This is a genomic window from Salinisphaera sp. (genome assembly GCF_035690525.1).
Classification (GTDB): domain Bacteria; phylum Pseudomonadota; class Gammaproteobacteria; order Nevskiales; family Salinisphaeraceae; genus Salinisphaera.
On record NZ_DASSKM010000140.1, the window covers coordinates 1 to 14,519 of the forward strand.

The 14,519-nt window shown below is 64.8% G+C and carries 11 protein-coding genes, 1 tRNA gene and 1 pseudogene; 4 read left to right on the forward strand and 9 right to left on the reverse strand.

Annotated features, from left to right (window positions below; genetic code table 11):
• Nucleotides 1–292, forward strand: a pseudogene (locus VFJ08_RS10710) (hypothetical protein); the annotation flags it as partial.
• 142 nt (nucleotides 293–434) lie between these two features.
• Complete coding sequence (locus VFJ08_RS10715) at nucleotides 435–1,694, forward strand: Glu/Leu/Phe/Val family dehydrogenase (protein ID WP_324997200.1); 1,260 nt, start codon at nucleotides 435–437, stop codon at nucleotides 1,692–1,694.
• A gap of 241 nt (nucleotides 1,695–1,935) precedes the next feature.
• Here the strand turns inward: VFJ08_RS10715 and VFJ08_RS10720 are convergent.
• Nucleotides 1,936–2,011: transfer RNA gene (locus tag VFJ08_RS10720), tRNA-Gly, on the reverse strand.
• A gap of 96 nt (nucleotides 2,012–2,107) precedes the next feature.
• Here VFJ08_RS10720 and VFJ08_RS10725 point away from each other — a divergent pair.
• Nucleotides 2,108–3,004 carry a TIGR01777 family oxidoreductase gene (locus tag VFJ08_RS10725; protein WP_324997201.1) on the forward strand — a complete coding sequence of 299 codons (897 nt, stop codon included), beginning with the start codon at nucleotides 2,108–2,110 and terminating at the stop codon, nucleotides 3,002–3,004.
• Nucleotides 3,005–3,007: 3 nt separating this feature from the next.
• Complete coding sequence (locus tag VFJ08_RS10730; RefSeq protein ID WP_324997202.1) at nucleotides 3,008–4,423, forward strand: FAD-binding oxidoreductase; 1,416 nt, start codon at nucleotides 3,008–3,010, stop codon at nucleotides 4,421–4,423.
• A 72-nt stretch (nucleotides 4,424–4,495) separates the two neighbouring features.
• On the opposite strand, the gene nuoN is transcribed toward VFJ08_RS10730, so the two are convergent.
• The 8 genes from nuoN to nuoG are packed head-to-tail and all read right to left on the reverse strand — an operon-like array spanning nucleotide 4,496 to nucleotide 14,497.
• A complete protein-coding gene (gene nuoN / locus VFJ08_RS10735; protein WP_324997203.1) occupies nucleotides 4,496–5,953 on the reverse strand; it encodes an NADH-quinone oxidoreductase subunit NuoN in 1,458 nt (485 codons plus the stop codon).
• Between the two features lie 12 nt (nucleotides 5,954–5,965).
• Nucleotides 5,966–7,498, reverse strand: coding sequence for an NADH-quinone oxidoreductase subunit M (gene nuoM, locus VFJ08_RS10740; RefSeq protein WP_324997204.1), 1,533 nt, complete (start codon nucleotides 7,496–7,498; stop codon nucleotides 5,966–5,968).
• 12 nt (nucleotides 7,499–7,510) lie between these two features.
• Nucleotides 7,511–9,361, reverse strand: a complete 1,851-nt coding sequence (gene nuoL, locus VFJ08_RS10745; RefSeq protein WP_324997205.1) for an NADH-quinone oxidoreductase subunit L — start codon at nucleotides 9,359–9,361, stop codon at nucleotides 7,511–7,513.
• A complete protein-coding gene (gene nuoK, locus VFJ08_RS10750; RefSeq protein ID WP_324997206.1) occupies nucleotides 9,358–9,666 on the reverse strand; it encodes an NADH-quinone oxidoreductase subunit NuoK in 309 nt (102 codons plus the stop codon). Before nuoK ends, nuoL begins: the two co-directional genes overlap by 4 nt.
• Nucleotides 9,666–10,220, reverse strand: a complete 555-nt coding sequence (nuoJ, locus tag VFJ08_RS10755; RefSeq protein ID WP_324997207.1) for an NADH-quinone oxidoreductase subunit J — start codon at nucleotides 10,218–10,220, stop codon at nucleotides 9,666–9,668. The genes nuoK and nuoJ overlap by 1 nt, the downstream gene beginning before the upstream one ends.
• A 12-nt stretch (nucleotides 10,221–10,232) precedes the next feature.
• The gene (gene nuoI / locus VFJ08_RS10760) at nucleotides 10,233–10,781 is read right to left on the reverse strand and encodes an NADH-quinone oxidoreductase subunit NuoI (protein WP_324997208.1); all 549 of its coding nucleotides are present in this window, start codon (nucleotides 10,779–10,781) and stop codon (nucleotides 10,233–10,235) included.
• 54 nt (nucleotides 10,782–10,835) lie between these two features.
• Nucleotides 10,836–11,816 (reverse strand): NADH-quinone oxidoreductase subunit NuoH, encoded by a 981-nt coding sequence (gene nuoH / locus VFJ08_RS10765; RefSeq protein WP_324997209.1) that lies wholly within the window; start codon nucleotides 11,814–11,816, stop codon nucleotides 10,836–10,838.
• Nucleotides 11,813–14,497, reverse strand: a complete 2,685-nt coding sequence (gene nuoG, locus VFJ08_RS10770; protein ID WP_324997210.1) for an NADH-quinone oxidoreductase subunit NuoG — start codon at nucleotides 14,495–14,497, stop codon at nucleotides 11,813–11,815. The genes nuoH and nuoG overlap by 4 nt, the downstream gene beginning before the upstream one ends.
• Nucleotides 14,498–14,519 lie beyond the last annotated feature (22 nt).

Here is a 14,519-nt window from a genome sequence, read left to right on the forward strand (position 1 = left end):
CGCGCCGCCTACCGAAAAACAGACCGGTGCCAGCCGGCGTCGGGCGGCCGAGACCAGCGGTGCTCAGGCGGTCGTCATGGTGGAACTGGCCGATCCGGATACAGCTTCGCGGCGGATTCTGGCGAACGGCCAGCCGGGTTACCGGGTCAGTCTCATCGACGTATCCCGGCACCGCGTCGTGGCCCGGCTCGCGATCGAAGGCCGATCGGGCCATCGTTCCCCCGGTAGCCGTGCCGGGGCAGTCGCCGACGCCGTGGTCAAGGCGCTAGCCGCGCATGATCTGCTGACCTGACGGCGGTAGGTCCGTGGCGGCCGGCGGTTCGTAACGTATTGTCTTTTTTTCGGCTATTCGGTCCGGGATTGCACGCATTATGAAGCCGGACTCTGCCGGATAACCTGATGCATATGCAAAGTCGATCGAAAAGACAGTCATCATGAGTCAGTTCGAGCATACCCCCCGTGAATGCACCAAGACCTTTCTGGAAAACGCGCTGGAGGTGCTGGGCGTCGAGTCCGAACTGGCTTATCTGCTCGAGACGCCGCATCGCACGGTGGAAGTCGAGCTGCCGCTGCGGCGCGACAACGGGGACCTGGCCGTCTATCACGGTTTCCGGGTGCAGCACGACGATAGCCGCGGACCCTTCAAGGGCGGCTTGCGCTATCACCCCCACCTCAATGCTGACCACGCGCAGGGTCTGGCGAGTTTGATGACTTGGAAGACAGCGTTGATGGGTGTCCCGATGGGCGGAGCCAAGGGCGGTATCAACTGTGATCCGAATGAGCTTTCGATCGGTGAACTGGAACGGCTGACCAAGCAGTTCGCGACCCGTATCGCGGCGATCATCGGCCCGGCGCAGGATATTCCGGCGCCGGACGTGGCGACCAGCGGCCGCGAAATGGCGTGGATCTACGATCTGTATACCCAGCTCAACGGCCATCATCCCGATGTTGTGACCGGCAAACCGCTGGAACTTGGCGGTTCGGAAGGCCGCGTGGAAGCGACCGGCTACGGCGTTGCATGGATCACCGAAGCCGCCTGCAAGGCCCGGGATATCACGATGGATAGTGCGCGTATCGCTATCCAGGGCTTCGGCAACGTCGGCAGTCACGCGGCCCGTTATCTTGCCGAGCGCGGTGCCCGCATCGTCGCGGTCAGCGATGTCGGCGGCGGGTTGTACAACAGTCAAGGACTCGACATCGACGTGTTGCTCGATGAAGTCGAAAACAATGACGGAAAAAGCTTGTCGGTGAGCGAGATACAGGGATCCGGCGACGCGATCGATAATCAGGAACTGCTGTCGCTGGACGTGGATGTCCTCATCCCGGCGGCGCTCGGTGCGGCAATCAATCGCGACAACGTCGATAACATTAATGCCGACATGGTGGTCGAAGCGGCCAACCTGCCGGTTACCTGCGACGCCGACGCCAGTCTGCGCGAGCGCGGGGTCATGGTGATCCCGGATATTCTGGCCAACGCCGGCGGCGTGGTCGTGTCCTACCTGGAGTGGGTGCAGAATCGTCAGGGCCAGCATTGGCCGGAGGACAGTGTGAACCAGACGCTGACCCGGCATCTCGATGCGGCTTGGCGTGCGATTCGCCAACGGACGAGCGAGGAGGATTTTCGGCTGGCCGCCTATTCGGTGGCGGCCGAGCGGGTGATCCAAACCAAGACCCTGCGCGGTTTTTTGTTATGACATCGCGCATGATCGACGCCGACGCGCTGGATTTCCAGCTGATTGGCGAAAAAGAGGCGGCGCTCGCGGCCTCCCGCCCGCGCCTTCGTTAACACCGTACGCCTGGGTCCGTCGAGGATCATCCAGGCCAGCCGCTGGCGAGCGCGTCCGGGCTCCGCGATTCACGCGCGCGATAGGGCAAAGTATTCGAACTTGGCCGCCGGTTGGCGGTTGTGCAAGCTGAGGGCTCAGCCAAGGGAACTGGAGCGGCAGACGAGATTCGAACTCGCGACCTCGACCGTGGGAGGGTCGCGCTCTACCAACTGAGCTACTGCCGCACGCTTGCCATTAGACCCGCGTTAGGCCGCACAATGCAAGCAGATTCGAACGACCCGGGACGTGGCGCCGGCGGCGCCCGTCAGGAGCAGCGATACATGAACAACATACTCATCACCGGCGGCACCGGCTTCGTCGGCCGGCATCTGATTCCCGAGCTGCTGGCCGACGGCTGGACGGTGGAAGTGCTTACGCGCGATGCCGTGAAGGCCCGGGATGTGCTACCTGACAGCGTAACGGCGATTGAATCGCTCTCGGCGGCGAGCGCGCCGAAAGCGGTGGTCAATCTGGCCGGCGAGAATCTGGCCGACGGCCGCTGGACCGAGGCTCGCAAGCGCAAGATGCGCGAAAGCCGCCTGTCGATCACGCGGGAACTGGTGGATTTCATCGGGCGCTGCGAAACGAAGCCGGAGGCGCTGATTAGCGGTTCGGCGGTTGGCTTCTATGGCGCGCGCGGCGACCAAGTGCTGGATGAAAGCGCCTCGGCCGGCAACGAGTTTCAGTCGCAACTCTGTGCCGATTGGGAGGCAGAAGCCACGCGCGCCCGCGACGAACACGGGGTGCGCGTCTGCTTGATCCGGACCGGAATCGTGCTCGGCGCGAACGACGGCGCGTTGGCGCAGATGATCACGCCGTTCAAGTACGGGCTGGGCGGGCACTTCGGCAGCGGTCGCCAATACATGCCGTGGATTCATATTCGCGATGAAGTCGGCGCGATACGTTTTCTCCTGCGCGAGACGAATTGCCAGGGCCCGTACAACCTGGCCGCGCCGAACCCGGCGACCAATCGAGCCTTCACCGACACGTTGGCCCGCGTGCTGCATCGCCCGTCGTTCGCCTGGGTGCCCGGCCCGGCGCTGAAAATGATGGTCGGCGAGATGTCGCATCTGCTGCTGACCGGTCAACGCGCGGTGCCACGCGCGCTGGAATCGGCCGGTTACACCTTCGAATACACCGAGCTGGAAGCCGCGCTCGACGATCTGGTCGGGCGCTGATCGATGGCTGATGAACTCATCGATGCACTGGTCGACATCGTCGGCGCCGGCCAGGTACTGACCGGTGGTGAACAAGCCGAGCGTTATCTGACGGAATGGCGGGGCGCGTTCAAGCCGCGGGCCGCCGCGATCGTGCGGCCGGCCGACGTGGACGAGATTTCCCGCGTGCTCGCCGTGGCGGCACGCTTTAACGCGGCGATCGTGGCCCAGGCCGGCAACACCGGCACGGTCGGCGGTTCGGCGGCCGACGATCCGCGGCGACAGGTGATTCTCAATCTCCAGCGGCTGAATCGGGTGCGCGAGATCGACGCCGACAACGCCACGATAACGGTGGAAGCCGGCTGTACCCTGGCCGATGCCCAGCGCGCGGCGGACAACGCCGGCTTTTATCTGCCGATTCAGCTCGCCTCGGCCGAGCGCTGTCGTATCGGCGGCAACTTGGCGACCAACGCGGGCGGTCTCAACGTGGTGCATTACGGCAACACGCGCGATCTCGTTCTCGGGCTGGAAGTGGTGCTGGCCGACGGCCGGGTTTGGGACAACCTCACCGGCCTGCGCAAGGACAACAGCGGGTACGACCTCAACGATCTGTTCGTCGGCTCCGAAGGCACGCTCGGCATTATCAGCGCCGCCGTGCTCGAACTGGCCGATCCGCCGCGGCAGCGAGCGGTGGCCTTCTGCGCGTTGGCCGATGTGCAATCGGGGGTGGCGCTGCAATCGCGGTTGCAGCGCGAGACCGGCCGGCACGTCGTCGGCTGCGAGCTGATCTCGGCCCAGGCTCTGACGCTGGCCTGCGACTACTCCGCCGAGTGCCGCATGCCGTTCACGCCGCACTCGGATTGGTATTTGCTGGCCGAGGTCGCGATCTCGGCCGCCGGCGACTGGCTCATCCGCGCCTGTGAATCGACACTCGCCGAGGCGGCGCGGCAAGGGCTGATCGTGAATCATGTCGTGGCGGACGCGCCGGGCGCGATGGCGGATCTGTGGCGTCTTCGTACCTCGATTCCGCCGGCCCAGAGCGCGGCGGGCGCCTCGATCAAGCACGATATCTCGCTGCCGGTCTCCAAGCTGCCCGCCTTTATCGCCGACATGACGCCGCGCCTATATGCGGCGGTGTCCGGCATACGGCCGTGCATTTTCGGCCATATCGGCGATGGCAATCTGCATTTCAATCTCACTCGCCCGGTGGACATGAGCGATACCGATTTCCGCGCTCATGAAGCCGGCCTACATCGGCTGGTGCACGATCGCGTGGCGGCGTTGCGCGGCTCGATCGCCGCCGAGCACGGGGTGGGGCGGCTGAAGGTCGACGAGATCGTGCGGTTGAAGGCCCCGGTGGAGATCGACATGCTGCGCGCGGTGAAGAAAGCGCTCGATCCAGACAACCGGCTCAATCCGGGGGCGGTGGTTCGAATCTGATCCCGGCCCGCCCGGGCCGGGCATAAAAAAACGCCCGCGAACTGCGGGCGTTGTCGTAAGCCGGATTTGCGATTAACCGATGCCGGCCATGCTCGAGCCGGCAACGATGTCGATCAGCCAAGTCGGGTAGATGCCGACAATGAGGGTTGCCGCGGCCAGCAGCCAGATCACGACCGCGCCGGCGGTCTGACCGAAGCCGCCGGTGGCCGGCTCGCGCGCATCGGCCGGGCGCTCCATGAACAGCAGCGCCATCACGCGCAAGTAATAGAACAGGCCGATGCCGCTGCCGATGATGATGCCGGCCACCAGCCACCACAGCCCGGCCGCGACCGCCACCGAAAGAATATAGAACTTCCCGATGAAGCCCATGGTGAGCGGAACACCGGCCAGCGACAGCATCATGATCGCCATCGACACGGCCAGCACCGGGCGTTTCCGGTACAGGCCGCGATAGTGGTCGAGATGCGTCGCGTCGCGGCCCGCGAATGGGCTGGAGACCAGCGAGACCACGCCAAAGGCGCCGAGCGTGGTGCCGACGTAGGTGGCCAGATACACCCCGGTGGCCTCGATCGATAGCGGGATGCCGGCCGCGATCGCGGTCAGCAGATAACCGATATGGGCGATCGAGGAATAGCCGAGCAGACGCTTGATGTCGGTTTGGCGCAGTGCCAGCAGGTTGCCGGCGAACATCGACAGGAACGCGATCACGCTGACGAGCGTCAGCAGCCAAGCGTCGTGTGCCACCGGGGCGAGCACGAACAGGCGCATCAGCAGGGCGAAGACCGCGGTCTTGGACACCGTCGCCAGGAAGTTCGAGACCGGAGCCGGGGCGCCGCCGTAGACGTCCGGCGTCCACAGGTGGAAGGGCACCAGCGAGAGCTTGAAGGTCAGGCCGACCAGGACCATGCCGATGCCCATCAGCCCCCAGGCGTGGCCGGGGCCGCCCAGCGTGGCCGAACTCATCAGGCCTTGGTAGTCCAGATGGCCGGTGGCGGCGTACAGCAGCGCCATGCCGAACAGCAAAAACGAGGAGGCCGCGCCCGACAGAATCATGTACTTGAAGCCGGCCTCCAGCGCCTGACGTTCGCGGTAGGTGTAGGCGGCCATGCCGTACAGCGGCACCGAGAGCAGTTCGAGGCCGATGAACAGCGACGCGAAGTGGCGGCTTGCCACCAGGGCCAGGGCGCCGAGCACCGATGAGGCCACGAGAATATAGAACTCTTCCCGGTTGTCGTCGAGCCCTTCGAAATATGAACCGGCATAAGTGCAGGTCGCCAGCGCGGCGACCAGAATCACCGCCCAGAAGAACACCGCGTAGTTGTCGACGACGAACAGCGGTGTCACCTGAATCGGCGTGACGAAAAGCACGCCGATGAGCGAGACCAGCGCCAGGTTGAGCCCGATGACGGTGATTACGGCCGCCGAGGTGTGGCTCCGTTTGACGGCGATGGCCGCGATGACGCCGATCACGGCGAGGCAGGCAAAAATCGGCGGCAGCACCGCGACCAGTTGGTTCCAGGTGTCGTTCATGTCAGCTATCGCTTAACTTGCCGTAGAGGCGGCCAGCCCGTGGGCGAACCATTGGGAGACTTCGGTCATCGTGGTCTGGGAGACCGACAGCACGGTCTGCGGGAACAGCCCGACGAGCAACGTGACCACGACCAGCGTCATCATGACGGTGTATTCGCGGGCGCTCATGCGCGCGATGGTGCCCTCGTCCGACGGCGTGCCCCAGTACACCCGATGCATCAGATACAGCGCATAGACAACGGCGAGGACCATGCCGCCGGAGGCGATGACCACGGTCCACGGCCAGTCGCCGAAGGCGCCAAAAAAGATCAGGAATTCGCCGATGAAGTTGGCGGTCGCCGGCATGCCGAGCGTGGCTACGACGAATACCAGAGCGAAACCGGGCAGGGCGCCGAGCCGGCCGAACAACCCGCCGAGCCGGCGCATGTCGCGGGTGCCCAAGCGCTCGTAGAGCTGGCCGGCGATGATGAACAAGGCCGCGGTCGAGACCGCCGACGCGACCACCTGCACGATCACGCCCTGTAGCGACAGCAGGGTGCCGGCGTACAGGCCGATCAGCACGAAGCCCATGTGCGAGATGCTGGCGTAGGAAATCAGCCGCTTCATGTCGGTCTGGGCGAAGGCCATCACGGCGCCGTAGTAGATGCTGATCACGCCCAGCGCCATCGCGACCGGCGCGAACGCCGCCGACGACTCGGGGAACAAGGGCAGCGCCAGCCGCAGAAAACCGTAGGCCGCGGTTTTGACCAGAATGCCGGACAGATCCACCGCGCCCGAGGACGGCGCGTTGGCCTGGGCGTCGGCGAGCCAGCCGTGGAAGGGCACGGCCGGCAGCTTCACCGCGAAGGCGATGAAAAAGCCGAGCATGAGCACCATGCCGAAGGCGCCGCCGAGCTGGGTATTCAGCAAGGCGTTGTAATCGAAGGTCAGGGTGCCGGTCTGGCCGTAGTGCACGAACACCACGCCGAGGATCGAGGCCAGCATCAGCAGGCCGCTGGCCTGGGTATAGATGAAGAACTTCACCGCCGCGCGCACGTGAGCCGCGCGCTCGAACTCGCCGTGGCCCCAGAGCGCGATCAGGAAGTACATCGGGATCAGCATCAGTTCCCAGAAAAAGAAATACAGGAACAGATCGATCGCCAGGAAGATGCCTATCACGCCGCCGAGCGTCCACAGCAGGTTCATGTGGAAAGCGCCCACGCGCTCGCGAACCTGGGTCCAGGAACAGGCGACCGCGAGCATGCCGAGCAGGCTGGCAAGAAGGACCATGATCACCGACAGGCCGTCGATCGCCAGATGGAAATCGATGCCGAAGGCCGGGATCCAGGGCGCGCTGATCTCGCGCTGCCAGTGCGGAGCGCCGCCGCCCAGCCCGGTCAGGGAGAAGTCGCCGGCCGCCCACAGCCACAGGGCGGGGATGAACACCAGCGCCATGGTCGCGAACGCGATCCAGCGCGGTACGGCGCCCTCCGGGTTGTCGCGGCCGGCGAGCCAGCAGGCCGCGCCGCCGATGAAGGGGATGAATAATAGCCAGCAGAGGAGCATCGAATCGCCTTCTTATCCGAACATCAACACGGCCAGCAGCACGGCCGTGCCGGCAAACATGACCATCGCGTACCAACGGACCCGGCCGTCCTGGACCGCCGACAGCCCAGAGTTGCCGATCGAAGCCAGGCCCGGCACCACGTTCACGATGGCCTCGATCCAATCGTGACGATGGCCGCGTGCAACCCACAGGAAGGGCTGAACGAAACCCTTGTCGTACAGCCAGTCGAAGCCCAGCGCGCTGTTGAAGAACAGCCAGGTCTTGCGGCCGGGGCCGCCCTCGGTCGCCTGCGTGATCAGCTGCCGCTTGCCGAGGAACAGCGCGGCGGCGACGCCGAGGCCGACCAGGACCACCACGCTCGAGATGACCTCGAATATAATTTCGATCCACGGGTAGTCCTCGACCGCGCCGGAAGGCAGCACACCGTCGAGCGGCTGACCGATCAGCGCGCCGATGAAGGTCGACAGCACGCCGAGCACGATCAGCGGCAGGTGATGCGGAATGCCGCGGCCGGCCTCGGCATGGATCTTCTGCTCGCCGTGGAACACGATGAAGATCATGCGGAAGGTGTAGATCGAGGTAATGAAGGCGCCGACCAGGCCGAACAACCACAGCACGCCGTGGCCGTTGGCCACCGCTTCCCAGAGGATGGCGTCCTTGGAGTAGAAGCCGGCGGTCACGAGCGGCAGGGCGGCCAGCGCCGCGCCGCCGATGACCATCAGCCAGTAATCCAGCGGCAGCGTCTTGCGCAGGCCGCCCATCTTGAAGATGTTTTGTTCGTGATGACAGGCGATGATCACCGAGCCGGCGGTGAGGAACAGCAGCGACTTGAAGAACGCGTGGATCATCAGATGGAAGATGGCCGCCTGCCAGGCGCCCACGCCGAGTGCCAGAAACATGTAGCCGATCTGGCTCATGGTCGAGTAGGCGATCACGCGCTTGATGTCGGTTTGCGCGGTCGCCGCCAGACCGGCGATCAGCAGCGTGAGGCCGCCGACGACGCCGACCAGTTCCTGAATCGCCGGCGCGAGCTCGAAGATGCCGTGCGTGCGGGCGATGAGATATACGCCCGCGGTCACCATCGTCGCGGCGTGAATCAGCGCCGAAACCGGCGTCGGGCCGGCCATGGCGTCGGCCAGCCAAGTCTGTAGCGGCAACTGGGCGGACTTGCCGCAGGCGCCAAGCAGCAGCAGAACGGCGGCCACGTTGACCATGACACCGCCCTGGTTCCAGACCTGCGGGGCCTCGTGCAGCAGCGTCTGGATGTTGAGCGTGCCGAAGACCGTGTACAGCAGAAACAGGCCGATCGCCAGGAACACATCACCGATACGCGTAACGACGAACGCCTTGTACGCCGCCCAGGCGTTGGCCGGCGTCTTGTAGTAGTAGCCGATCAGCAAGTAGCTGCACAGGCCCACGCCTTCCCAGCCGAGATACAGCAGCAGTAGGTTGTCGCCGAGCACCAGCAGCAGCATGGCGACGATGAACAGGTTCATGTAGGCGAAGAACCGGGCCATGCCGGGATCGCCTTCCAGGTCGTGGACCATGTACCAGGCGGCGAAAAAGTGGATCAGGAAACCCACCCCCGTGATCACGCCCATCATGGTGATCGACAGGCCGTCCAGGTACAGGCTGAAATTGATATCGAAATCGCCGACGGCGATCCACTGCCACAGCGTTTGGATATAGGGATAGCCGCCGTTGGCGCCCCAGAACACCATGACGATGGCCGTCACGAGCGCGGCCAGACCCACCGAGCCGGCGCCGATGGTGCGGGCCGTGTTGTCGGGCATGCGCGGGAATAGGGAGAGCGCGATGGCGCCGGCCAAAGGAAAGATCAGGGTCAGAACTAAAAGACTCATCCGTGCATCTCGCTGGCGGCGTCGATATCGATCGTGCGGAAACGCTTGTAGAGCTGGAGCAGCAGGCCGAGACCAATGGCGGCTTCGGCGGCGGCCAGGGCGATGATCAAAATGAACATCGACTGTCCGTCGGGCGCTTGCCAGCGGGCTCCGGCGACAATGAACGCCAGGCCGGTCGAGTTCAGCATGATTTCAAGGCACATCAGAACGAACAGCGCGTTACGCCGGACGACCAGTCCGGTCAGGCCGGCGATGAACAACAGCGCCGCCAGACCCATGCCGTATTGAATGGGAAGTCCCGTCATTATCGTTCCCCTGCCGTGGTGGTCGCGCGATCGCCGTGCTCGGCCTTCCGGCGGGCCTCGTTGCCCTCGTCGCGGCCGATATGGGCGGCGACCACCAGCGCAGCCAGCAAAAGGAAGGCGGCGAGCTCGGTGACCAGCACATAGGGCCCGAACAGGGTCGCGCCGACTGCATGGGCCGACAGCCGCTCGCCTTCAATGACGCCGATCGCGCCGCCGATGGTCATGGCCCAGATCATGGCGGCGAGCAGGATGGCCGCGAACACACCGGGCCCGATCCAGAGTTTGGGTCGCAGCCAGTGGCGTTCACGCGCGACCGTCTCTTGGTTCAGGTTGAGCATCATCACCACGAACACGAACAGCACCATGACCGCGCCGGCATAGACCACGACTTCCAGCGTGGCCGCAAATGGGGCGCCGAGCGCATAGAAATCGACCGCGACCGCGAGCAGCGAGACGATCAGGTAGAGCAGGGCGTGCACCGAATGCGCACAGGTAATGGTGCGGAGGGTCGCGGCGAGGGCGACGATGCCGGCGATGAAGAAAGTGGTTTCCACGTCAGCCTCTCCTTACGGAAGCAGCGTCTTGATATCGATCGGCTCGGCCTCGTTCTCGGCTTCGCCCTTGTCCTTGCCGCCGACCGACATGCCGGCCACGCGGTAGAAGTTGTAACCCGGGCGCTTGCCGACGCCGGCGATCAACAGATCGGATTTTTCGTACACCATGTTCTGCCGGTCGAACTCGCCCATCTCGAAATCCGGCGTGAGCTGGATGGCGTAGGTCGGGCAGGCTTCCTCGCAGTAGCCGCAGTAGATACAACGCGAGAAATTGATGCGGAACGTCTCCGGGTACCAGCGGCCGGTTTCGTCCTCGGTCTTGACCACGCTGATGCAGTCGACCGGGCAGGCCACCGAGCACAGGTTGCAGGCCACGCAGCGCTCGGCGCCGTCCGGATCGCGGGTGAGCACGATACGCCCGCGATAGCGCGGCGGCAGGTAAGGCTTTTCTTCCGGATATAGCACGGTGTCGCGCTTGCGGAAGGAATGCATGAACGTCATGCCGATCGTGCGAAGCACGCTCGACGTGGCGGTAACGGCGTTCTGTGCGGCGTTTTTCATAAACCACTCATTGCAAACACGTTGTCGGAGCAGGGTCTATCGGCACGGCCCGGCTCAGCTCTGGGCGACCACGATCGCGCCGGTGATCGCCACATTGAGCAGCGCGATCGGCAGCAGAATCTTCCAGCCAAAGGACATGAGCTGGTCGTACCGCGGGCGCACGGTGGCCGCGCGCAGCAGAATGAAGAAGCACATGAAGAAGAAGGCCTTGAGGAAGAACCACACGAAGCCGGGCAGCCACGGGCCGAGCCAGCCGCCGAAGAACAGCGCCGTGATCAGGCAGGAAATCAAAACGATGCCCAAATATTCGCCCACGAAGAACATGCCGAACTTCATGCCCGAGTATTCGGTGTGGTAGCCGGCGGTCAGTTCCTGCTCGGCTTCGGGCAGGTCGAACGGCGCGCGATGAATCTCGGCGCAGCCGGCGATCAGAAAGATCACGAACGCCGGGAACTGCGGAATCACGTTCCACATCCCGCGTTGGGATTCGACGATGTCGCCCATGTTGAAACTGCCCGCCAGCAGCACCACGCCGAGCAGGGACAGGCCCATGAAAACCTCGTAGGAGATCATCTGGGCGGCGGTGCGCATGCCCCCGAGCAGGGCATATTTGTTATCCGACGACCAGCCGCCGAGTATTACCGAATACACGCCTAGCGAACTCATGGCCAGCAGGAACAGGATGCCGACATTGAGGTTCGTGACGGTCCAGGTCGGCGTGAACGGCACGACCGCGAAGGCCAGTAGGGTGGTGACCATGATGATCGCCGGGGCGATGACGAATACGGCCTTGTCGGCGAACGGCGGAATCCAGTCTTCCTTGAAGAAGATCTTCATCATGTCGGCCACGACCTGTAACGAGCCGAACGGGCCGACGCGGTTGGGCCCGTAGCGGTCCTGCCACAGCCCCAGCAAGCGGCGCTCGATCCAGATCATCAGCGCGGCCATGATGACGCAGCCGAGCAGGATGACGAGCGTTCTAAGCGCCGTGAGAACGAGCGAAAGGATTTCGTGTTCCGAAACACCGAAGATCATGGCGTGACTTCCATCGGTAGGGGCAGCCCGCAGACGCCGTGCATGCCGACCGGCACGCCGATGGTCCGGTCGGGCAGGCTGGGATCGACGGCCAACGGATAGGCATGCGTTTCGCCGTTCATCGTCAGTTCGAGCGAATCGCCCGCGGCCAGGCCCAGCGCCTTGGCGCTGGTCGCGTTGACGCGGTATTCGGCCTTCGGCATGCGCTCGGCGATCGCCGGCGCCCGCGCCGACTGCGATTCGCTGCCGAAGATGTGGTACATCGGCACCGCTTGCCAGCCGTCGACGACAGCGATATCGGCCGGCGAAAATTCGCCGTTCCCGTCCGGCGCGGCCAACAGGCGCACGCCCGGGTCGCCACCTTTCAAATGGCCGCCCACCTCGTCCTGAAAGCGGGTAATGGCCGCCTGGTTGGAGTCCCAGCCGGGGCTCCACGCATAGGCGATGGTCGAGGGCGGCTGGGCCTCGCCGTAGTAGCCTTCCATTGAATAGGCCAGCGGCGAATCCTGATCGACCTCGGGGCGGCGCTCGCGCACGTCGACATTGGCGTATAGCGCGGTTCGGCCGGAAAAGCGATGCGGGCTGCGCGGGAAGCGCATGCCGAACTTGCGGAAACTCTGGCTGGGCGCGGCGTGCTCGATGCCGGCGAACTGCGGGCATTCGGCGACAATCGCCTTGATCAGATCGTCCATGCCCAGCCAATCCGGCTTATGGCCGGCGACCTCGGCCAGATCGGCCGCCCAGCGCCAGCCCTCTTGCATGGGCGCATCGGGAATGAATACCTGGAAGAAGCGTTGGGCGCGGGCCTCGTTGTTGACCAGCGTGCCATCGGCCTCGGCGAAGCTGCCGGCCGGCAGCACGTGTGTGGCCTCGCCGACCGTGCGCGTCATGCTGTGGTCGAGCACGATCACGTTTTTGGCCTTCTTGATCGCGGCCTCGGCGCGGGCCTCGGGCGCGCGCTCGTACAGACAGTTCTGCATCACCACCAGGGTGTCGGCCGAGCCGTCTTCGATCGCGGTCAGCGCATGATCGATGCCGCGCTCCTCCATCATCGCCATACCCAGGCTGTTGGCTTCCGCCAGGGTGACGAACAGGCGCGTGGCCTGGTTGACCGCGGCCAGGGCGCGGGTCGCGTTGGCCGCGGCCTTCACGATCGCCGGGTCGCCGAGACTGGTGCCGGCGATGATCAGCGGCTTCTTCGCGCCCTTGAGCGTGGCGGCGATGGCATCGACCAGCGCCCGGGTATCCGGGGCGAGCTGCTTGACCTCGGGCGCATTGTTGTCCAGCGCGTGCGCCACGGCGAAACCCAACTCGGCGATGGCCGCGGGGCGCATACGCTGCGGCGTCAGCACGATATCGTCCAGCCGCGTGGCGGCGGTCGTGGCCGAGAAGATCGGGCTGTTGTTGTCTTGGCCGATGTCGCGCACCGCACGCGCATGCCATTTCGGAATCTTGTTGGCCGCCGCGTGCTCCAGATGCTTGTTGCGACGGGCCTGGCGCAGCGACAGAGCCAGCCGCGGCGCGGTTTGGGTGACGTCTTCGCCGAGGATCAGTACGGCGTCGCAGGACTCGACCTCGCGTAGGGTGGCCACACGCTCGGCGTGGGCCGCAATCGCGTCGCGCGCGGCGAGACTCGCGGCCGAGTCGGCCGAATTCATGCCGTTGCAAAAGTTCGCCGCGCCCACCAGATGCCGCAGCGCGAAGTTGTCCTCGAGCGAAGCACGCGGCGAGCCGACGCCGACCACACCGCGGGCGTTGGCGAAGACGTCTTCCATGGTGTCGCGCATGACCTCCATCTCGCGCGGCTCGAGCACGCCGGAGGCGTTGCGCACCAGCGGCTGGCGCGGCCGGTCGTCGCGATTGACGAAGCCGGCGCCGAAACGACCGCGGTCGCACAGGAAGTAGTGATTGATTTCGCCGTGGTAGCGATTCTGAATGCGCTTGAGCAGACCCTGACGCGAACCGGGGCTGGTGTTGCAGCCCAGCGAGCAATGGCTGCAGATGCCGGGGGCGTTCTGCATGTCCCACTTGCGGTTGTAGTGCGCGCCCAGGGTCTTGTCGGTGAACACGCCGGTCGGGCATACCTCGACCAGATTGCCCGAGAACTCGTTGTCGAACGCGCCGTCGGAGTCGCGCCCGAAGTAGACGTTGTTGTGCGAACCGAGCGCCCGCAGATCGTCGCCGTCGGCGTAATCGCGGTAGTAGCGCACGCAGCGATAGCAGGCGATGCAGCGGTTCATCTCGTGATTGATGAACGGCCCCAGATCCTGATTCTTGTGGGTACGCTTGGCACCGCGGTAGCGGCGCTCGGTGTGGCCGGCCATCAGGGTCATGTCCTGCAGATGACATTCGCCGCCTTCCTCGCAGACCGGGCAGTCGTGCGGGTGGTTGATCATCAGCCATTCGATGACCTGGCGGCGCATCTCGGCGGCCTGCTCGTCGGCGATCTCGAAGCGGCCGCCGTCGGCGCACGGCGTCATGCAGGCCATGACGATCATGCCCTGCTCGTCCTCGTCGTTACGGTACGACTTGACCGCGCACTGACGGCAGGCGCCGACGCTGTGCAATTCCGGATGCCAGCAGAAATAGGGCAGGTCGAAGCCCTTGGACAGGGCGGCGGCCAGCAGGTTTTCGGTGTCGTCGACGTCGAATTGTCTACCGTCGATCGTGATCGTTGCCATGGCTTAACCGTGCGCTATTCTT